Source organism: Campylobacter sp. LMG 7929, assembly GCF_024723595.1.
Taxonomy (GTDB): Bacteria; Campylobacterota; Campylobacteria; order Campylobacterales; family Campylobacteraceae; genus Campylobacter_D.
The window spans coordinates 1-18415 of the sequence record NZ_JANQCY010000019.1 but is presented as its reverse complement, the minus strand read 5'-3'; the positions used below and the strand labels follow the sequence as shown (position 1 = coordinate 18415).

The window sequence follows — 18415 nt, the reverse complement described above, 5'->3', positions numbered from 1 at the left end:
GATTTGAAGTTTATGAATTGTTCCAACAACACTTTTTTTAACATAAAAATAAATCACACTAATAATAATAAAAAGCACAATTGCAGAAATTGCAAATATAATAAATGCTAAAGAATCAGCAGGCTTTTCCACTGATTTTTTTGGTGCTATAGTTACAACACTCCAATGATCATTAGAGCCCTCCCAAAGATCAAAATTTACAAGCTGGGCTAAATTTTCTTCATTTGTAGAAGCAGGTATAAAAGTAAATAAACCATTGGTTTTGGTGCTTTGCATGTCTAGTATTGTTTTTGCACTAGGATGAGGATTAATTTCTGTGATGATTTTTCCAACATATTCTGCTTTTGGACTAGATATGATTAAACCATCACTTGAAATCAATAAACGTTGGTCATTTGCAAATAAACTCTTATTTGGATCATTTAATTCTTCTCTCAATAAATCAATGCGCACAAGCATGCCTATTGCACCAATTGTTTCGTTATTCTTTCCAAAAATTGGTAAAACAATGTTTACTAAGTATAATTTTTCTCCATTTATAGAATAATCTCTAGGTCTTCCGACGGCAGGTTGCTTGGTTTGTAAAGCTTTTATGAGAGAATTTTGTTGCAAGATTACTTCTTCAGCTTGGATGAATTTAATTGATCCTTTTTGTTGCGGATTTTCATCTTTTGCTAATAATAAAAACTTTCCTGATGGAGTAAGATTTAAAGGATTATTGCCGTGGTATTGGTTAAGATGAATATATGCAAAATAAGTCCAAGAATTTGAATCTAGCATACTGCTTATTAAAATTTTAAGATCTTCTATATCTAAGTTATTATCTTTATTTGCAAAATTTTTAATAACGCCTTGCGCTGTTTCTAGTGTTGAATATGCGTTTTGGGTAATTGCTTGAATCCCATTTGAGTATCTATTGGCGCTACTTAATAAAAGTTTATGAGCTTCATCATTAAGCATTTCTTGGCTTTTTGAGATTATCGTTACAGATAAAATTCCTATGCCAATAAATATTACAGAAGATAAAATTAAAATCATTTTTGTAGTTAAATTAAAATTTTTAAACATTAGTTACCTCTTTCATCTGATGTATTTGATAAAATGGTAACTTTTGTTTCTTAATATTTTTTTATTAGTTTGTTAATTTTTTCCCACAATCTTACTCCTAATTCTTTTGCATTATTTTTATCTAAACTTTTATATTTATGACTAGCAAGTTTTTCAAGCTCACTTAGCTCTTTGGCTAGAATGTTAAGTTTATTTTGTGCTAGCTTGCTAAAGTCGTCAATTTTTGGATTTTGTTTCATTTCATTTATTTTAATAAGGATTTGTTCTCTATTTTCTTGTATGAGACGTTTAAATTTAGCAAATAAAGTGTCAAATTTATTTTCTAATAAATCTTTGAGTATATCTTTTACGGGATTGTCAAGTTCTGATGATATTTTTTTAAGCATTTGAATAAATTCTTGTTCTATATCTATGAGTTCTTTTTCTTTGTTTTTTAAATCATATTCTAAGGCACTATATGCAAAGCTTGATTTAAATTTTTCAATCGCTAAAGAAATTCCTTCTTGCGTTCCATAAATACTTCCAATGCATAAATCATAAGCAAAGGCTTGTGATTCATTAGCAAGTTCAAAAGCTGCATTTAAAACTACTTGGGAGATTTTTAAAATTCTTTCCTTTTCAAAACTTCCTTCACAAATTGCATTAAAGACTAAATTTTTGGCAATCTCACAAGAAGTAATTTCTATATTTTCTCCTTTTTCTAAGGTTGTGATAAAAGCACTTTCGGCAGTTTCTTTTAAAAGACCTAGTATTTCTATATCATAAAGCATAGCGTCATTAATGCTTATATTAAATTCATTTAAATTCAAATCCTTTAAGGTTTTTTCTAAGTCAAAAAAATTATCACAAATTTTATGCTTAATGGTGTTTTTTTGTTCTTCGATTTTTACTTTTAATTTGCCATATTCATTAATATAAGCAAAAAATGCTTTTTTATCCTCTTCCACTCTAGCTTTGATGATACCTTGGATTATTCTAGAAATATTTTCTTCATTTATAAGTTCAAGTTTTTCTAATACCTTAGAAAATATGGCAAAAAGTTCTTCATTGCTAGTATTTTCAAAACTAATTTTTTTATAACTTAGACTAAAAACAAGCTCGCTAATTAAGTTTGGAATTTCGTTTTTTTCACAAGCTAAGAGAGAATTTTCAAAAATAATGGCTAAATTTTTCATAGTTTTTCCTTTTTATAGTACAAATTTGGCTTTACTTTTTAATTGATTAAAAATATTTAAACGGTCACTTTTGCTATCTACATAAACACTTAAAAGATAGCTTTTGTATGTTCCTTGTTTGCTAGTATTTGAGATTTTGTATTTAAATTCTCTTTCATTTAGTATTTGGGTAAAAATTTCTAAAGCATCAACCCCAGCTTCAAAAACGACTTTATAATCCCAAAAAGTAGGGTAATTTATAATAGGTTCTTTTTTAAGATCGCAGATATTTACCACTTTTTCCTCCTTCTTTACTTTCTAAAACTATATTAGTAATTTGCATACTCTTATCAATAGCCTTAACCATATCATAAATAGTTAAAAGCCCAATGCTAACAGCAGTTAAGCTTTCCATTTCAACTCCGGTTTTTCCTTCGCATTTTACGGTTGCAAAAAGTTTAAAAGAACATTCTTCTTTGTTTTCTTCTATATGGGTTTGTACTTTTGAAATCATTAAAGGATGGCACATTGGAATGAGATTTGAAGTTTGTTTAGCTCCCATGATGGCTGCTGTGATGGCAGTTTGCAAAACAGGTCCTTTTTTAGCTTTATTTTCAATGATAGCTTCAAATGCTTCTTTACTCATGTATATTTTACCGCTTGCACAAGCTTCTCTTTGGGTGATATCTTTTTGACTTACATCTACCATTTTGGGATGATTTTTTTCATCTAAATGCGTTAAATTCATATTTTTCCTTAAGTAAAGTTTGAAAAATTATACCAAAATGTATATTTTTATATTAAAATACTACTAAAAAATTTTAAAGGATTTATAATGGCTTATGATGATGAAGAATTTGAAAATTACGATGATGAAATGTATGATGAAACAGATGATGATACTTATGTAAATAATCAAAGATCGTATAATTACGATGATGATGATTATGAATACGATGATGATTATAGTGATGATGATACTTATGAGATGGATTAAGAGTGAGTAAAAATCTTAGTAAAAAAGATATAAAAGTTTTAGGTCTTTCTTCTTTGGGAGGGACTTTAGAATTTTATGATTTTATCATTTTTGTATTTTTTGCAAGTTATATTTCTAAAAATTTCTTTCCTGAAAATTTAAGCCCATTTTGGCAAATGTTTAATACTTATGGGATTTTTGCTGCAGGATATTTAGCTAGACCACTTGGTGGTATAGTTATGGCTCATTTTGGCGATAAATTTGGCCGTAAGAAAATGTTTATGCTTAGTATTTTGCTGATGGTTGTGCCAACTTTTATGCTTGCTTTTATACCTACTTATGAAAGTATAGGGTATTTATGTATAGTATTTTTAGTATTTGTAAGGATTTGTCAAGGTATAGCTATAGGTGGGGAATTACCTGGTGCTTGGGTTTTTGTATTTGAGCATGCTCCAAAGGATCAAAAATGCACTTATCTTGGAATTTTAACAGCTTCTGTGGTAGGTGGAATTTTACTTGGTAGTTTTGTGTTTTTGATGATGAATAAACTTTTCACGCAAGAAGAGCTTTATGGGTGGGCATGGAGAATTCCATTTTTCTTGGGAGGAATTTTTGGGATCATTTCTGCTTATTTGCGTAAATTTTTAAGAGAAACTCCTGTTTTTGAACAAATGAAAAAAGACAAAGCCTTAGAAAAATTCCCTTTAAAAGAAGTGTTTAAAAAGGCTAAGCTAGGTGTTGTGCTTTCTATGTTGATAACTTGGGTTTTAACTGCTTGCATTGTTGTGATGATTTTAATCATACCTTCTTTTATGGCAAAAATGTTAAGTATTGATGCAAGCGTTCAAACTTATATGCAAATGCTTGGTATAGTTGTGCTTGTAACTGGTTGTATATTAAGTGGAATTTTGGCTGATAAAATAGGTATAGTAAAAGCTTGTGTGATTTTTTCATTAGGATTTTTCTTAACTTGCTTGTTTTATTTTAATGCTCTTTATACTAAAACACCTGATTTTAATACAGTGAGTGTGTATTATTTGAGTGCTTGTTTTTTTGCTGGAGTGATGAATTTTTGCCCTTTAATGATGAGTGAAGTATTTGATGCTAAGATTAAATTTTCGGGACTTAGTTTTTCATATAATATAGCTTATGCAATAGCTGGTGGGTTTACCCCACAACTTGCTCTATTTTTACACACCATTGCTTTAGCAAATTTAGAAAATATCGCTCGTTTTTCTTTAGGATTTTATATGTTAGCTATGGCTATAATCTCACTTATTTGTGCTTTGATGTTTAAATATCTTAGTAATACCCAACGCACATACTCTCAGTGATTTTAATACGCTTTTCCAAAGGAGTGGGACTAAAAAAATGGCATTTTTCGATGTAAATATTATAATTATAATCTAGCTTTAAAAGATCGTAAAATGCCTTTAAATTTACAAATTTAACCCCACACACTTCTTTTATATCTAAGATTTTATAAATTTGAGAATTATTTTTTTCTACTAAATGGGATGGAGCTAGGGTTGTAAATGAGCAAAAAGCACTTGCTAACACATAGCCACTTAAATTTTCACATTTTTGTATAAGGTGTTGGTGTTTTTTTAAAATACTTTTTTTGTTTAAAAATACCACTCTTGTACCTTGATAGCGTGCTGCTTGAGCGTTTTTCCAAAATTTATAAGCGTTTTTAGAGATATTTGCTAATTGATGTAATTGCACATTTAAGACATAATCATCTAAGAATTGATTGGGTGGTAAAATAGTATAAGTCATAGTTTTTCTTTAGTTTTATTTTTAAAATTATACTAAAAATTGACTTTTGTTTATATTTTTAATTTCTAAATTTAATACAATAAGTAAAAATTATTTTTAAGGAAAAGCATGAAATTTGAAACTATTAATCATGAGGGTATAAAAAAACTTATGGATATTTTTTATGCAAAGGTTAGAGTGGATAAAGATTTAGGACCTATTTTTAATGAAAAAATCGGCACAGATGATGAGAGTTGGAAAAAACATAAAGAAAAAATAGCAAGTTTTTGGGCAGGGATGTTTTTAGCTGATCCAAGTTATAGTGGTTCACCTTTGAGAGCTCATCATGAATTGCCTCCATTTCCAAGAGAATTTTTTGATATTTGGCTTAATTTATTTGATGAGAGTTTGCAAGAAGTTTTTGAAGATGAACCAAGAAATATCATTATAGAAAGAGCTAGAATGATAGCCCAAAGATTTCAAATGATTATTTATGATCATAGATTTGCTTAAGAGTTTAAAAACTCTTAGCGATAGTTAAATGTATGTAAGTTTTCACTATGTGAATATTTATAACTGTATTTTCCATCAAGATATATTACCAAACGATAATACCCTTTATGTGAACCAAATACAACTTTTCTAACTTGTGCTGTATTAACTTGCAGTGTTTTGGTGTTAAAATTTTGTTTTTTAGCAAAATCTATAATAATTTTAGTAGGATCTCCTATAGAAAGATGTCTTAGTATTTTATCTTGGGTTTTGATATTAATTTTGTTATTGTAAAAACCAAGAGAAATAAAATTATAAATATTTCCGCTAAAAAGTGGTGTTTCTATGTTTAAAGTAGTGTTATTTTCTTCTGTTTTTGAGTTTTTATTTCCTTGTTTTTGTGGCACGGTTACAGATACATCAAGTATAGGCGTGGCATTTGGACTTTTAGTTTTTATAAATGAGTAGGTATCATGCCAGTTAATACTTTTGTATATATCCAGAGTGGTTTGTTCTTCAGAACCATCAAGGTTAATGTAAGTGATGGTAATATTTTTTAAAATTCTCGCATCAGAGTTAAAGTTAAAATCTTGCCTTTGGAAAGGACTAAGTTTTGCAAATTCGGTATTTTTTTGCTCTATGTTATTATCAAAAGGATTATCTTTTGCATTTAAAAATACACAAGAAAGTAAAAACAATATAAAAAATTTAATTCTCATGCGAATTTTCTCCCTTAAGTCTTAAAAGTTGCAAATATTCTTTTTGAGCTTGAGCATTTTTAGCTTTTAAAGTCATTATATTTTTTTCTAAAATTTTTTGCTCTTCTTTAAGTGTTAGTAGCACATCTAGAGAAGATTTACCAAAAAACATATTACCAAAATACATAGCAACAATAATAGCTACAAATGATAATGCAATGGTTTTGATGAGTTGGCGATGAGCTTCCTTTTTTTTAGAATGCTCATCATACTCTTTTAATAAATCGCTCAGAGTTTATCTCCTAAGTACTCATCATTATCAAGTTCAATTTCTAATAAGCGATTGTATTTAGCAGTTCTTTCACCTCTTGCTAGAGCTCCTGTTTTGATTTGTCCTGTATTAAGTGCTACTGCAAAATCAGCTATAAAAGCATCTTCGCTTTCGCCACTTCTATGGCTCATAATACATCTGTAATTATTTCTATGAGCTAATCTTACTGTTCTCATAGTTTGAGTGATTGTTCCAATTTGATTAGGCTTAATCAATACAGCATTTGCCATATTTTTCATGATACCTTCTCTTAAAATATCTTCATTAGTTACAAACAAATCATCACCTACAAGCTGAACTTTGCTACCAAGCTTTTGAGTAAGTTTAATCCAACCTTCATAATCATCTTCAGCTAAACCATCTTCAATACTAAAAATTGGATATTTTGCACATAATTCTTCATAACGCGCGATTAAGTCTTCACTTGAGAAAACTTTACCCTCTAAATGGTATTTACCATCTTTATAAAGTTCACTACTTGCTACATCTAGTGCAAGTTTAATTTTATTTTCATAGCCTGCCTTTTTAATACAAGTCATTAAAAGATCAAGAGGCTCTGTATTATTTGCTAAATTTGGTGCAAAACCGCCCTCATCACCTAAAGCGGTAGAGTGACCCAGATTAGCTAATTCTTTTTTCAATACTGCATAAATTTCACAAACTGATCTTAATCCTTCTTTAAAGCTTGAAAAACCAAAAGGCATAATCATAAATTCTTGAAAATCTACGCTATTGTTTGCATGTGCACCACCGTTGATGATATTACACATTGGTACGGGTAATACACTTGCATTTGCCCCACCTAAATAGCGATATAAAGGTACACCTAGTGCATTAGCGGCAGCACGTGCTGTTGCCATAGAAATTCCTAAGGTTGCATTTGCTCCTAGGTTAGAGTAGTTTTTTGTCCCATCAAGCTCTAAAAGAGTATTATCTAGTTGGGTTTGATTAAATGCATCAAGCCCTATAATGTTTTCAGCTATGGTGCCATTGATGTTTTCAATCGCTTTTAAAACACCTTTACCACCAAATCTTTCATCATTATCTCTTAGTTCTAAAGCTTCTTTTTTTCCCGTGCTTGCACCACTTGGAACGATAGCGCTTCCTACACTACCATCGCTTAGCATGATTTCGGCTTTAATGGTAGGATTGCCTCTACTATCTAAAACTTCAAAAGCTCTTAAATCTTCAATAATCAACATTATTCCTCTCCTTCTTCATCGTCTTCTTTTGCACCCAAAATCATACTATCTATACCGATTGAATTTTGTATGGCTTGAGTGATTTCATCTGCAATAGCTGGATTTTCTTTTAAAAATGCTTTGGCATTTTCTCTACCTTGGCCAAGTTTAGAAGCCTTGTAAGAAAACCACGCACCACTTTTATCAATAATATCAAGTTTTACACCATAGTCTATTAGCTCGCCCTCACGGCTTACACCCTCGCCAAACATCACATCAAATTCAGCCTGTTTAAAAGGAGGGGCTACTTTATTTTTAGCCACTTTTACCTTAACACGGTTTCCAATAGGCTCATCATTTTGTTTTAAAGTAGCTGTTTTTCGTACATCTAAACGAACCGAAGCATAAAATTTTAAAGCATTTCCGCCAGTAGTAGTTTCAGGAGTGCCATAGCCCATCATACCTATTTTCATACGAATTTGGTTGATGAAAATTACAGTAGTATTCATTTTATGAACGATACCGGTTAATTTTCTTAAAGCTTGGCTCATTAATCTTGCTTGAAGACCTACATGCTGATCTCCCATATCACCTTCGATTTCTGCTTTTGGAGTAAGTGCAGCAACGCTATCTACTACTATTAGATCAATGGCTCCACTTCTTGCTATGGTTTCAACGATTTCTAAGGCTTGTTCTCCAAAATCTGGTTGAGAGATGTAAAGATTTTCTGTATCAACACCTAAATTTTTTGCATATCTTACATCAAGAGCGTGCTCAGCATCAATAAATGCACAAACTCCACCTTTTTTTTGACATTCTGCTATGATGTGTAAGGTAAGTGTAGTTTTACCTGAACTTTCAGGCCCATAAATTTCTATAATTCTTCCTTTTGGAACCCCACCAATTCCTAAAGCCAAATCAAGTCCAACCGAACCTGTAGGAATAGAATCAATTTTTTCAACTTCTTTATCGCCAAGCCTTAAAATGGTACCTTTTCCAAAGGTTTTATCAAGACTTTTTAAAGCTGCATCAAGTGATTTTCTTTTATTATCATCCATGCTTGTTAATCCTTTTATAATATGTTTAAAATTGTATCAAAAAGAAATTTAATATAAGTTTTTATTTTGAATTTTGCTAAAATACTTTTTTAAATTTTTCAAGGAAAAAAATGAATAAAAAAATTAGCGTAGCACACTCTCCTGATGCTGATGATATTTTTATGTATATGGCGATTAAATTTGGTTGGGTTAGAAATGCTTATGAGTATGAAAATACAGCTTTAGATATACAAACTTTAAATGAACTTGCATTAGAAAATATATACGATGTTAGTGCGATATCTTTTGCGCTTTATCCTTTAATAGCTAGTGAATATGCTTTATTAAAAACTGCTGTGAGTTTTGGCGAGGGTTATGGGCCAAAGCTTATTAAGAAAAAAGATAAAAAATTAAAGCCAAAATTTAAAGTTGCTTTAAGTGGAGCACACACTACCAATGCTTTAATCTTTCGCATAAAATACCCACAAGCTAGAATAGTTTATAAGAATTTTTTAGAGATTGAAAAGGCTGTTTTAGAAGGTGAAGTAGATGCTGGAGTGCTTATACATGAGAGTATTTTAGAATTTGATTCTAGTTTGTGTGTTGAGGCTGAACTTTGGGATATTTGGCAAGAATTAGCCAAAAATGATTTACCTTTACCTTTGGGTGGTATGGCTCTTAGAAGATCTTTACCGATAAATGATGCTATAGCGGTTGAAAAAGATTTGATTAAAGCAGTAGAAGTAGCTGATCATAATAGAAAAATCTTAGCTTCTATGCTTTTAGAGCGTAATTTAATACGCGTAGATGCCCAAAAACTTGATGTGTATTTAAATTTATATGCAAATAAAAACTCTATAAATATGAATGATAAGCAATACAATGCTATAGATAAGCTTTTTGAGCTTGGGTTTAATCATGGATTTTATGAGAAGTTAATAAAAAGCAAAGACTATCTTATCCCTAGCGAGTATGAAGAATTTAGAAATTCTTGATAGAATTTAAATTTTTAAGGAGTAAATATGGAAAGTACTTTAGTAGCCTTGGGTGTACAAACTTTTAAAATCACACTTATGCTTTCTTTACCTATGCTTTTAGCAGGGCTTATTGCAGGGCTTATTATAAGTATTTTTCAAGCTGTAACGCAAATTAACGAAGCCACGCTTTCTTTTGTGCCAAAAATTTTACTTGTTGTTGTGGTAATAGTATTTTTAATGCCTTGGATGATAAGTTCTATGATTGATTTTACAACTAATATTTTAAATCAAATTCCAAGCTTTATTAGATGATTATTGATTTTTCTAAGTATTCTTCTGTGCGTATAGGCGAGAGCTTTGAAGTACAAATACTTGAAGAGCCTTGCGAATTTGATGGTTTTTTAATAGGTGGGGCAAATAATCTTTTAATTTCTCCAAAGCCTAAAAAACTTGGAATTTTAGGGAAAAGTTTTGATTATATTAAAATTTTAGAGCAAAATGAAAAAGGTATGTTTTTAGAGATAGGCTCTAGCGTGAAATCTTTTAAAATGTATCATTTTGCTAAAGAAAATAACCTAAAAGGCTTTGAGTTTTTAAGAAATATCCCAGGGACTTTAGGTGGTATTTTAAAAATGAATGCAGGATTAAAAGATGAGGATATTAGTAAAAACTTAATTAGTATTTGCACTTTTAATCAAGAAATTTTAAAACAAAACATCGCTTTTGCTTATAGGTTTAATCCTATTAAAGAAGTGATGTTTAGCGCGAAGTTTTTTTTAGAATATGGATTTGACCCAGTTAAAGATGAGCTTTTAAAAAATGCAAGAAAAAATCAACCCAAAGGTGCTAGTTTTGGTTCTATTTTTAAAAATCCTAAAAACGATCATGCAGGAAGGTTGATAGAAGCAGTTAATCTTAAGGGTTTTAGTAAAAATGATGCGATGTTTAGTAATGAACATGCAAATTTTTTAATCAATAAAAAACATGCTAGTTTTGAGGATGCTATGTTTTTGATAGAGCTTGCTAAAAAAAGAGTTTTTGAAGAATTTGGGATTATTTTAGAAGAAGAAGTGGTGATTATATAGTATTTTTAATATCTTCATAAACAATTTTAGCTATTTCTTGGACTAATTCTTGGTAAGATTTGTTTTTATCATTTGTGCTAAATTGAGTATTGATAGTAAGAATTTTATGATCTTTTAATTTTTTTGTTTTAGCATTAAAAAGTTTGTATTCTATGTCGGCTTTGACTTCAAAATTGGAAAAAAGCAAGAAATTTTGTTGGCTTGCTTGAATGCTTTTTAAATCTAGCAAAATAATAAAATCAGCCTTTTTAAAACGATTAAATTCTAAAAACTCACTTGCACTGATGAAATTTTTATTTGTTTGCAAGATATTTTGACTATTGATATAAGTTTGATTTTCTTTTTGACTAAGCAAGGCAAAATTATTTTGCTCATTTAAAATAGCACTTAATGCTTTTAGCGTGTCTTTTGCCATAGTTTTAGCATCGATTTTTAAGTTCGAAAAATAAAAATTATATTCTTTTTCATAGCTTGGCACCAAAGCTAAGGTGTTAATGTGTGAGAGTTTGTCATAATTTATATTTTGTTCAAGATTGATGATATTAAAATCATCGTTATTTTGTAATTTGATGATTTTTTTATTCGCAAAAGAGTTAGCATAAATAGCACTTAAAAAACAAAAAAATACTAAAAAAAATCTCACTAAAAACCTTTTAATTTAAATTCATTCTTAGCAAAAGCTATAAAACTTGGAAGTTTAAAATCAGAACTATTATAATCTAAAGCCTTTTTATTAAAATCATATAAAATTCCACCATTTTGTTTAACTAAAAAATCTCCTGCAGCTATATCCCAAGCTTTTGGGCCACCAAAACGTGGGTAAATTCCAGCTTTTGCTTCAAGTAAATATACAAATTTCAAAGCAGATGAAACCTTAATACCTTCAAGATGATTTTGAATGAAAAAATCTTCATTATTGTCATGATTTTTAGAGTAAAGGGCTATATTTTTAACCTTTTCGTACTGCTCTAAGTTAAGATTTAAAATTTCATTATTTTTATAAACTTTAGTATGAGTATGTGCATAATAAAATGCATTATTTTCCACATCGCCTATGAGTGAAAGTATAGGGGTGTTTTTATGGATTAATGCGATTAAAACACAATATTCTTTATCTTTTTTAGCATAAGATTTAGTACCATCAAGAGGATCTATGAGCCAAAAATACGCTAAATTTTTTCTTTCTTCATAAGAGAGTATATTTTCTTCAGAGCATATAGCTATATCGCTTGAAGCCAAAATCTCACTAATAACTTCATTAGACTTTATATCAGCTAAACCTACTGGGGAATCATCATCTTTAAGCCACAAGGTATTTTTGTCTTTATATTCAAGCAATACTTTTGAGGCTTCCTTGCCTGCTTTTAAGGCTAATTCTAAAAGTGTGTCTAAATTTTTCATAAAAAAAGTATAGCAATTTTATATAAATACTTAGTAGAATTATTTTCTACTAAGATTATTGATAAATTTAATTAAGCTAATGGCTAAAATTGCTTCAAGTAAAGCAGTAAGCACTAACCCTGAGTATATATCTTGAGTGATAATATTAGTTTGATAAGAAAGCGTAGCTACTGCGATGAGTAAGGTTAGTGGCATAGAATGGCTTAGGCCAAATAAAAAGGTGTTTTTTAAACCAAGTATTTTTACAAAAGTCATAGCACAAAGTATTCTTAGTCCTATCATAAAGGCAGTTAGTGAAAAAGCTATGAGTAAAACTTGAGGGTTTAAAAGCATTTGGAGTTTAAAACTTGAGCCTATATAGATGAAAAATATAGGGATTAAAAAGCCATAACCAAAACTAGAAAGTTTATGCTCTAGATCTTTTTTATGATCAAAAAAAGTAGCTATAAATGAACCTGCTATAAAAGCTCCAAGTGCAACTTCAAGTTTAAAATAAATCATAATCGCAACTATGGCTATGAAAATTGCCATACAAAATCTTATATCTTTTTCGTTTTGATCTTGCCAAGGCATGAGTATGGTTTTAAGCTGTGGATACCACCAAAAAAGTACTTCTAAAAATTTAAATCCAAAAATACAAAGTGCTAAAAATCCCACTAAATATAATAAATTTTGAGTGAGTGAGAAAAGATCGGCTCCTTTTCCCAAAAATGCTGCAGCTATGGTAAGTAAAACTATGCTTACAACTTCAGCTAAAGTGGCTACCACCATAGATACATTAAGCCACTCACAGTTTTTGCCAAAATCTCTATAAAGCGTTGAGAGCAAACCCACACTCATAACAGGTATAATAATGACAAAAATATAAGAAATATCTATACTTTCAACCGCTAAAATACTAAAAGCATATAAAAGTATAATGTAGATAAAAGCTTTGTTAAGCAAGCTTCTTTCAGTGTTTAAAAAGGTTTTAAGATTAATCTCCATACCCGCAATAAACATAAGATAATAAAATCCCGCATTAGCTAAAAGCTTAAAATTCTCACTTTCTCCTATGAAACCCAAAAATCCTATAAAAGAACCAAGCATGATTTCAGTAGCTGAAAGTGGTAGTTTTAAAAATTTAGCAATATAAGGTGAAGTTAGCAAACATCCTGCTACGACTAATAAAATTTTTAAATCCGTAGCAGCTTGAGCATCAATGGCATGAGCTAGCAAAGTTAAATCCCATTTGTTTTAGTTTTTGTATGTCTTTGCTAGGTTCTTCGCCTTTAGTTGTAAGATAATCACCCACTACTATAGCACTAGCTCCTGCATTAAAAATTTCATATTGCCTTTCTTTTAGCACTACTTCTCTACCACCTGCTACCATGATATGTGCATTTGGTAAGTCTTTTTTAGTGTCTTTGATGATATTTAACGCCTCATCAGGATCAAGTAAAGCTTGTTTGAGTTTTAAATTTTCATTTGGTATGAAAAAATTAATAGGCGAAGAAAAAGGATCAAGCTCTTTTAAACTTGCTCTAAAACTTTTTCTATCAGCCTCGCTTTCTCCAAGACCATAAATTCCACCACAGCAAAGCATTAAACCTGCTTCTTTAGCATAAAGATTAGTTTGAAATCTTTGCTCCCAAGTATGTGTAGAGCAAATATTTGGGAAAAATTCTTTGGAAGTTTCTAGATTATGATTATAAGAAAAAATTCCTGCTTTTTTTAATTCTTTGAGTTGTTCTAAATTTGCTATGCCATTACAAGCTATGAGTAAAAGTCCTTCTACTTCTTTTTGCACTGCATGAGCTACTTTGCACACATACTCAAGTTTTTCATCATCAAGTCCAGCTCCTGCTGTGACTAAACAAAAACCTAAAGCCTCATTTTTCTTAGCCATTTTTGCTTCTAAAACAATTTGATTTATATCTTTTCTTTTGTATTTATTGATATTGGTTTTCACATGAGCACTTTGAGTGCAGTATTTACAGTCCTCCCCGCACCCTCCACTTGCTATATTAGATATAGCACAAAGCATGATTTGCATTAAATTTCCTTTTTGATTTTGCATTTTAAGCACTCTAAAAATGTGCCTTTTTTAAGCTCTTTTATGATTAAAGTTTCGCCACATTCGCTACATTTTTCTTCACTTGGTTTGTATTTGCTTATATAGTTGCATTTTGGATAAGCACTACAACCATAAAATTTACCACGCTTAGAAAAACGCTCCACGATCTCGCCTTCTTGACAGCTTGGACATTGTACGCCTATGGTGTTGAGTTTTTTCTCACTTTTTTCTTCATTTTGTGTTTCTTGTTTTAAATTTCTTGAGTATTTACATTTTGGAAAATTTAAACAAGCTATAAATTCCCCATATCTTCCTTTTCTTATAGCAAGCTCACCACCACAATCAGGGCAGGTTTCATCTAATTTTGTAAAAGTTTTTTGACTTTTTATATTTTTTTTACCCTCATCAATTTTTCTCATAAAAGGAAAATAAAACTCTCTTAAAACTTCTTGCCAGTCCATTTTGCCTTCTGCAATGATGTCAAGTTTATCTTCCATTTTAGAAGTAAAATCACTATCTACTATATCACTAAAGTTTTGTTCTAAAACTTCTGTTACAACAAAGGCTATTTCATTAGGTATGATTTGCTTTTTATCTATATGCACATATTCTCTTGCACTAAGTAAAGAGATGGTTGGAGCATAAGTAGAAGGGCGTCCTATGCCAAGATTTTCTAGCTTTTTAACAAGCCCAGCTTCAGAGTATCTTGAAGGTGGCTCGGTAAAATGTGAGCTTAATTCTATATTTTGGATGTTTAATGTATCTTCTAGCTTTAAATTAGGTAGAATTTTATCTTTATCCATATCTCCATATACTTTATAATGCCCATCAAATAAAATTTTTCTACCACTTATTTTAAAACTTGCTTCATTTGATTTTGCATAGACGTTTTGAGTTTGAGAGATAGCAGGATTCATTTGTGAAGCTAGGAAGCGATTGTATATTAAAGTATATAATCTTGCTTCATCTTTTTCTAAAAACTCACTTGCAAGTTTTGGAGTAAAACTAAGATTGGTCGGTCTTATAGCCTCATGTGCTTCTTGGGCGCCTTTGCTTTTAGTGGTGTAAATATTTGCTTTGCTTGGCAAGTACTCTTTGCCAAAATCACTTTTAATGAGTTTTCTTACTTCTTCTAAGGCTTCTTTTGCGATATTTAAGCTATCAGTTCTCATATAAGTGATCACACCCATAATGCCTTGATGTGTTTTTACACCCTCATAAAGTTTTTGAGCTATCATCATGGTTTTTTTAGGGTTAAAACCTAGGCGATTGCTCGCACTTTGTTGTAGGGTTGAGGTCATAAAAGGTGCTTGTGGAGCTATTTTTCTATCTTTGCTTTCTATATCTTTTATTTTAAAACTAGCATTTTTGCAAGCTTCAAAGATGAGTTTGGCTCTATCTTCATTAGTTAGACTTAGTTTTTCTATCTTTTGATTTTGAAATTCGACTAATTCAGCTTGCAAGTCTTTTTCAAAAATCATATCTATACTAAAGTATTTTAAAGGAACAAAAGCTTTGATCTCTCTTTCTCTATCGACGATGATTTTTAAAGCCGCACTTTGAACACGTCCCGCACTTAGACCTTTTTGAATTTTTTGATTGAGTAAAGGGCTTAGTTTATAGCCTACTATGCGATCAAGTAAGCGTCTAGTTTGTTGAGCATTGACGCTATTTATACTTAAAGATCTTGGATTTTTTAAAGCATTTTCTATAGCACTTTTAGTAATTTCATGAAAAACTATGCGTGGTAGGGAATTTTCATCTTTATTAATAGCCTTAGCTATATGATAAGCTATGGCTTCACCTTCGCGGTCTTCATCGGTTGCAAGGTAGATGGTCTTTGCTTTTTTAGCCTTTTCTTTGAGTTCTTTTACTAAGCTTGAATGATCATTTGAAATTCTATATTCAGGTTTAAAATTTTCATCTTCTATTTTTATACCAAAGCTAGTTTTAGGTAGATCTCTAATATGTCCTTTAGAGGCTATCACTTCATAGTCTTTACCTAGAAAATTACCTATGGTTTTAGCTTTAGCAGGTGATTCTACAATGATTAAATTTTTCATTATTTTCCTTGTGAGGATTAAAATTAGTAAAAGTGTATAAAAAAAAGTTAAATTTTTTGCTTAGATGAGTTTTTAAGTAAAATGCAATTAATGTTATAATTTTCTGTAATTTAATTTCATAGGATATAAAATGTTTTTGCAAAAAAACTTACAAGCTTTAGAATTTACTAACAAACCCTTGCAAGAAAAAATTTTATCTTTAAAAGAAGATTTTATCGACATCTTTCCAAGCCAAACACCCTTTGTGCCTTCAAAAGATGACTTAATAAAACCTAATATATTTTTTTGTGGTATAGGAGATGGGCTTTTTTTAAAAAAACTTATTAATAAACATATTTTTATTTTTGATAAAGCTGAATTTTTTGCTAATGTTTTGAACAAGATGGATTTAAGCCAAGAACTTTCAAGTGGAAAAATATATCTTTGTGATGTAGAAGAGAAAAGGTTAGAAGAATATCTTTTTTTACTTTTTTCGCAAAAAGATTGTTTTGAATATTTAGGGCTTTTTAAGCTTTTGCCTTATAGTGAATTTTATGATCAAAGCCCTATGTTTGATTTTGTGTATCAAAAATGTTTAGAAATTATAAAAAGAACAGTTAGAAATGTTGATACTAGTTTTGCTACAGATTCTAAAATTTATAGACAGTTTTTATCCAATATACCTTTGGTTTTACAAAATATCCCATTTCAAAGGTTTATTTATGAAAATAAAGGAAAAAACAAAAGTGTTATTGTGGTATGTGCAGGACCTTCTTTGAATAAACAACTAGAACTTTTAAAAACATATCAAGATGATTATGTGATATTTGCTTTGGATGCTACTTACAAAACTTTGCTTAAGAATGAAGTTTATCCTGATTTTGTTTTTTCGATGGATATAGGTGAAAAATGTAAGTGTTTTTACGAGGATTTACCTTTAAATCCCAAAGAACCTATTTTTATACTTAGTGGAAATATAAATAAAGAATTGATATTAATTTTAAAAGATAAAAAACAAAAAATTTATATTTTGCAAAATTTAGATTATCAGCAAAAATTTAATTTAAATGATTTTGGTTATTTAGATATTGGTATAAATGTAGCTCATTTTGCTTATAATTTTGCTATATCTTTAGGGTTTTCTAACGTGATTATAATAGGGCAAGATTTGGCTTTTAGTGAAGATGGAGCTTCACATGCAGATGCAGATGTTTTTAGTTTTGGTGATATTAAAACTATAGAAGATAATAGAGAAAAATTAAAAGTGTTAGCTTATAATAAACAAGGTTTTGTTAAAACTCATATAGCATGGGATGAATTTAGAAAGCGTTTAGAGGTTTTATTTCTTTCAAATCCCCAAGTAAGTTTTTACAATGCAACTGAAGGAGGTACTTTTATAGACTATACTATAGAAAAGCCTTTTAAAGAGGTGTTGGAATTATTAAAAGATACTAAAAAAGATTATACTTTGCCTAATATTTTAAGTTTTAATAGGCAGAAAAAAATATTACTAAAATCACTAGAGCTTTTGCAAAAAGATTATTTTGAATTAAATACTTTATACGAAGATGCCCAAAAAATCTTAAATGTTTTGAAACAAAATAAAACCCAAAACCATTTTTACGAAAATTTTATGGATATTGTTTTGAAATTTAATACAATGATTGATGAAAGTAAAATTTTGCAAAGTTTTACATATAAGTCATTATTTTACCATAGAAGTCTTTTTAATATTTGCTTGTATGAAGATCCTCAAAATGCCTTATTAAGATACATGGATTTTCTAGAAATATTTTTAGAATTTACAACATTAAGTTTGAAAAACATGGAAAATTCTATACATGAATATAAAAATATATTAAAAGTATAAAATTTTTTTCTTTATTTTCGATATAGCTTAAACAACTGCATGGAAGCGGTTGAATTTATTTAAAAGGATTTAAAATGGGATTTCGTATAAATACTAACGTGGCATCTTTAAATGCTCAAGCTAATGCAAACTTAAACTCAAGAGCGTTAGACAATTCTTTATCTAGACTTAGTTCAGGTCTTAGAATCAACTCTGCAGCAGATGATGCTTCTGGGATGGCTATTGCAGATAGTTTAAGATCTCAAGCTAATACTTTAGGTCAAGCTATTAACAATGGTAATGATGCTTT

At 29.8% G+C, this 18415-nt stretch carries 22 protein-coding genes; 8 read left to right on the top strand and 14 right to left on the bottom strand.

Annotated elements, in window-relative coordinates; genetic code table 11:
* The 4 genes from CAMP5118_RS07635 to moaC all read right to left on the bottom strand — a co-directional run.
* Positions 1–1068 (bottom strand): cache domain-containing protein (locus CAMP5118_RS07635; RefSeq protein WP_263708335.1); only part of this gene is annotated, 1068 nt, incomplete at its 3' end.
* A gap of 50 nt (positions 1069–1118) precedes the next feature.
* The gene (locus CAMP5118_RS07630) at positions 1119–2243 is read right to left on the bottom strand and encodes a hypothetical protein (RefSeq protein WP_263679718.1); all 1125 of its coding nucleotides are present in this window, start codon (positions 2241–2243) and stop codon (positions 1119–1121) included.
* A 12-nt stretch (positions 2244–2255) separates the two neighbouring features.
* Complete coding sequence (locus tag CAMP5118_RS07625) at positions 2256–2519, bottom strand: HP0495 family protein (RefSeq protein ID WP_263664263.1); 264 nt, start codon at positions 2517–2519, stop codon at positions 2256–2258.
* Positions 2497–2970, bottom strand: a complete 474-nt coding sequence (gene moaC / locus CAMP5118_RS07620) for a cyclic pyranopterin monophosphate synthase MoaC (protein ID WP_337216992.1) — start codon at positions 2968–2970, stop codon at positions 2497–2499. Before moaC ends, CAMP5118_RS07625 begins: the two co-directional genes overlap by 23 nt.
* A gap of 87 nt (positions 2971–3057) precedes the next feature.
* On the opposite strand from moaC, the gene CAMP5118_RS07615 reads away from it, so the two are divergent.
* Both CAMP5118_RS07615 and CAMP5118_RS07610 read left to right on the top strand, forming a co-directional pair.
* Positions 3058–3219, top strand: coding sequence for a highly acidic protein (locus CAMP5118_RS07615; protein WP_039667884.1), 162 nt, complete (start codon positions 3058–3060; stop codon positions 3217–3219).
* Positions 3220–3221: 2 nt separating this feature from the next.
* Positions 3222–4532, top strand: a complete 1311-nt coding sequence (locus CAMP5118_RS07610) for an MFS transporter (RefSeq protein WP_337216991.1) — start codon at positions 3222–3224, stop codon at positions 4530–4532.
* On the opposite strand, the gene CAMP5118_RS07605 is transcribed toward CAMP5118_RS07610, so the two are convergent.
* Positions 4501–4977 (bottom strand): cysteine permease, encoded by a 477-nt coding sequence (locus CAMP5118_RS07605; RefSeq protein WP_263679712.1) that lies wholly within the window; start codon positions 4975–4977, stop codon positions 4501–4503. The genes CAMP5118_RS07610 and CAMP5118_RS07605 overlap by 32 nt on opposite strands.
* Before the next feature lie 108 nt (positions 4978–5085).
* Here CAMP5118_RS07605 and CAMP5118_RS07600 point away from each other — a divergent pair, with 108 nt between their 5' ends.
* On the top strand, positions 5086–5469 hold the full coding sequence (locus CAMP5118_RS07600) for a group III truncated hemoglobin (protein ID WP_263679710.1): 384 nt from the start codon (positions 5086–5088) through the stop codon (positions 5467–5469).
* 14 nt (positions 5470–5483) lie between these two features.
* On the opposite strand, the gene CAMP5118_RS07595 is transcribed toward CAMP5118_RS07600, so the two are convergent.
* The 4 genes from CAMP5118_RS07595 to recA form a co-directional block, all read right to left on the bottom strand.
* Positions 5484–6167 carry an AMIN domain-containing protein gene (locus CAMP5118_RS07595; RefSeq protein WP_039667888.1) on the bottom strand — a complete coding sequence of 228 codons (684 nt, stop codon included), beginning with the start codon at positions 6165–6167 and terminating at the stop codon, positions 5484–5486.
* Positions 6157–6318, bottom strand: a complete 162-nt coding sequence (locus CAMP5118_RS07590) for a hypothetical protein (RefSeq protein ID WP_163197158.1) — start codon at positions 6316–6318, stop codon at positions 6157–6159. Before CAMP5118_RS07590 ends, CAMP5118_RS07595 begins: the two co-directional genes overlap by 11 nt.
* A 116-nt stretch (positions 6319–6434) precedes the next feature.
* Positions 6435–7679, bottom strand: a complete 1245-nt coding sequence (gene eno, locus CAMP5118_RS07585; protein ID WP_337216990.1) for a phosphopyruvate hydratase — start codon at positions 7677–7679, stop codon at positions 6435–6437.
* Positions 7679–8716 (bottom strand): recombinase RecA, encoded by a 1038-nt coding sequence (recA, locus tag CAMP5118_RS07580; protein ID WP_039617275.1) that lies wholly within the window; start codon positions 8714–8716, stop codon positions 7679–7681. The genes eno and recA overlap by 1 nt, the downstream gene beginning before the upstream one ends.
* 110 nt (positions 8717–8826) lie before the next feature.
* Between recA and CAMP5118_RS07575 the strand changes: the two genes are divergently transcribed.
* From CAMP5118_RS07575 to CAMP5118_RS07565, 3 genes are read left to right on the top strand one after another with little or no spacing between them, the layout of a single operon-like run.
* On the top strand, positions 8827–9690 hold the full coding sequence (locus CAMP5118_RS07575; protein ID WP_337216989.1) for a menaquinone biosynthesis family protein: 864 nt from the start codon (positions 8827–8829) through the stop codon (positions 9688–9690).
* Positions 9691–9717: 27 nt separating this feature from the next.
* Positions 9718–9984: a flagellar biosynthesis protein FliQ gene (gene fliQ, locus CAMP5118_RS07570; RefSeq protein WP_012660903.1), complete on the top strand. Its 267-nt coding sequence runs from the start codon at positions 9718–9720 to the stop codon at positions 9982–9984.
* A complete protein-coding gene (locus CAMP5118_RS07565; protein ID WP_263679704.1) occupies positions 9981–10757 on the top strand; it encodes a UDP-N-acetylmuramate dehydrogenase in 777 nt (258 codons plus the stop codon). The genes fliQ and CAMP5118_RS07565 overlap by 4 nt, the downstream gene beginning before the upstream one ends.
* Here CAMP5118_RS07565 and CAMP5118_RS07560 read toward each other — a convergent pair.
* Genes CAMP5118_RS07560 through topA form a run of 5 tightly spaced genes read right to left on the bottom strand, consistent with a single transcriptional unit; the run spans position 10750 to position 16277 of the window.
* Positions 10750–11400, bottom strand: a complete 651-nt coding sequence (locus tag CAMP5118_RS07560; RefSeq protein ID WP_337216988.1) for a hypothetical protein — start codon at positions 11398–11400, stop codon at positions 10750–10752. The genes CAMP5118_RS07565 and CAMP5118_RS07560 overlap by 8 nt on opposite strands.
* Positions 11400–12158, bottom strand: a complete 759-nt coding sequence (locus CAMP5118_RS07555; RefSeq protein WP_263679700.1) for a 3'(2'),5'-bisphosphate nucleotidase CysQ family protein — start codon at positions 12156–12158, stop codon at positions 11400–11402. The genes CAMP5118_RS07560 and CAMP5118_RS07555 overlap by 1 nt, the downstream gene beginning before the upstream one ends.
* 39 nt (positions 12159–12197) lie before the next feature.
* Positions 12198–13376 (bottom strand): sodium/hydrogen exchanger family protein, encoded by a 1179-nt coding sequence (locus tag CAMP5118_RS07550; protein ID WP_052241302.1) that lies wholly within the window; start codon positions 13374–13376, stop codon positions 12198–12200.
* Positions 13357–14193 carry a biotin synthase gene (locus tag CAMP5118_RS07545; protein WP_263679722.1) on the bottom strand — a complete coding sequence of 279 codons (837 nt, stop codon included), beginning with the start codon at positions 14191–14193 and terminating at the stop codon, positions 13357–13359. The genes CAMP5118_RS07550 and CAMP5118_RS07545 overlap by 20 nt, the downstream gene beginning before the upstream one ends.
* Positions 14193–16277 carry a type I DNA topoisomerase gene (gene topA / locus CAMP5118_RS07540; protein ID WP_442863238.1) on the bottom strand — a complete coding sequence of 695 codons (2085 nt, stop codon included), beginning with the start codon at positions 16275–16277 and terminating at the stop codon, positions 14193–14195. The genes CAMP5118_RS07545 and topA overlap by 1 nt, the downstream gene beginning before the upstream one ends.
* 130 nt (positions 16278–16407) lie before the next feature.
* Here topA and CAMP5118_RS07535 point away from each other — a divergent pair, with 130 nt between their 5' ends.
* Together CAMP5118_RS07535 and CAMP5118_RS07530 are read left to right on the top strand one after the other, a co-directional pair.
* Entirely contained in the window at positions 16408–18126 is a 1719-nt protein-coding gene (locus CAMP5118_RS07535) for a motility associated factor glycosyltransferase family protein (protein WP_337216987.1), read from the top strand.
* 74 nt (positions 18127–18200) lie between these two features.
* A partial coding sequence (locus CAMP5118_RS07530) for a flagellin N-terminal helical domain-containing protein (RefSeq protein ID WP_442863237.1) occupies positions 18201–18415 on the top strand: 215 nt, incomplete at its 3' end.

Coding starts and splice junctions, on each gene's coding strand:
- CAMP5118_RS07630 (WP_263679718.1), bottom strand. CDS start 2,243: ATGAAAAATTTAGCCATTATTTTTGAAAATTCTCTCTTAGCTTGTGAA.
- moaC (WP_337216992.1), bottom strand. CDS start 2,970: ATGAATTTAACGCATTTAGATGAAAAAAATCATCCCAAAATGGTAGAT.
- CAMP5118_RS07615 (WP_039667884.1), top strand. CDS start 3,058: ATGGCTTATGATGATGAAGAATTTGAAAATTACGATGATGAAATGTAT.
- CAMP5118_RS07605 (WP_263679712.1), bottom strand. CDS start 4,977: ATGACTTATACTATTTTACCACCCAATCAATTCTTAGATGATTATGTC.
- CAMP5118_RS07600 (WP_263679710.1), top strand. CDS start 5,086: ATGAAATTTGAAACTATTAATCATGAGGGTATAAAAAAACTTATGGAT.
- CAMP5118_RS07595 (WP_039667888.1), bottom strand. CDS start 6,167: ATGAGAATTAAATTTTTTATATTGTTTTTACTTTCTTGTGTATTTTTA.
- CAMP5118_RS07590 (WP_163197158.1), bottom strand. CDS start 6,318: ATGTTTTTTGGTAAATCTTCTCTAGATGTGCTACTAACACTTAAAGAA.
- eno (WP_337216990.1), bottom strand. CDS start 7,679: ATGTTGATTATTGAAGATTTAAGAGCTTTTGAAGTTTTAGATAGTAGA.
- recA (WP_039617275.1), bottom strand. CDS start 8,716: ATGGATGATAATAAAAGAAAATCACTTGATGCAGCTTTAAAAAGTCTT.
- CAMP5118_RS07575 (WP_337216989.1), top strand. CDS start 8,827: ATGAATAAAAAAATTAGCGTAGCACACTCTCCTGATGCTGATGATATT.
- fliQ (WP_012660903.1), top strand. CDS start 9,718: ATGGAAAGTACTTTAGTAGCCTTGGGTGTACAAACTTTTAAAATCACA.
- CAMP5118_RS07565 (WP_263679704.1), top strand. CDS start 9,981: ATGATTATTGATTTTTCTAAGTATTCTTCTGTGCGTATAGGCGAGAGC.
- CAMP5118_RS07555 (WP_263679700.1), bottom strand. CDS start 12,158: ATGAAAAATTTAGACACACTTTTAGAATTAGCCTTAAAAGCAGGCAAG.
- CAMP5118_RS07545 (WP_263679722.1), bottom strand. CDS start 14,193: ATGCAAATCATGCTTTGTGCTATATCTAATATAGCAAGTGGAGGGTGC.
- topA (WP_442863238.1), bottom strand. CDS start 16,277: ATGAAAAATTTAATCATTGTAGAATCACCTGCTAAAGCTAAAACCATA.
- CAMP5118_RS07535 (WP_337216987.1), top strand. CDS start 16,408: ATGTTTTTGCAAAAAAACTTACAAGCTTTAGAATTTACTAACAAACCC.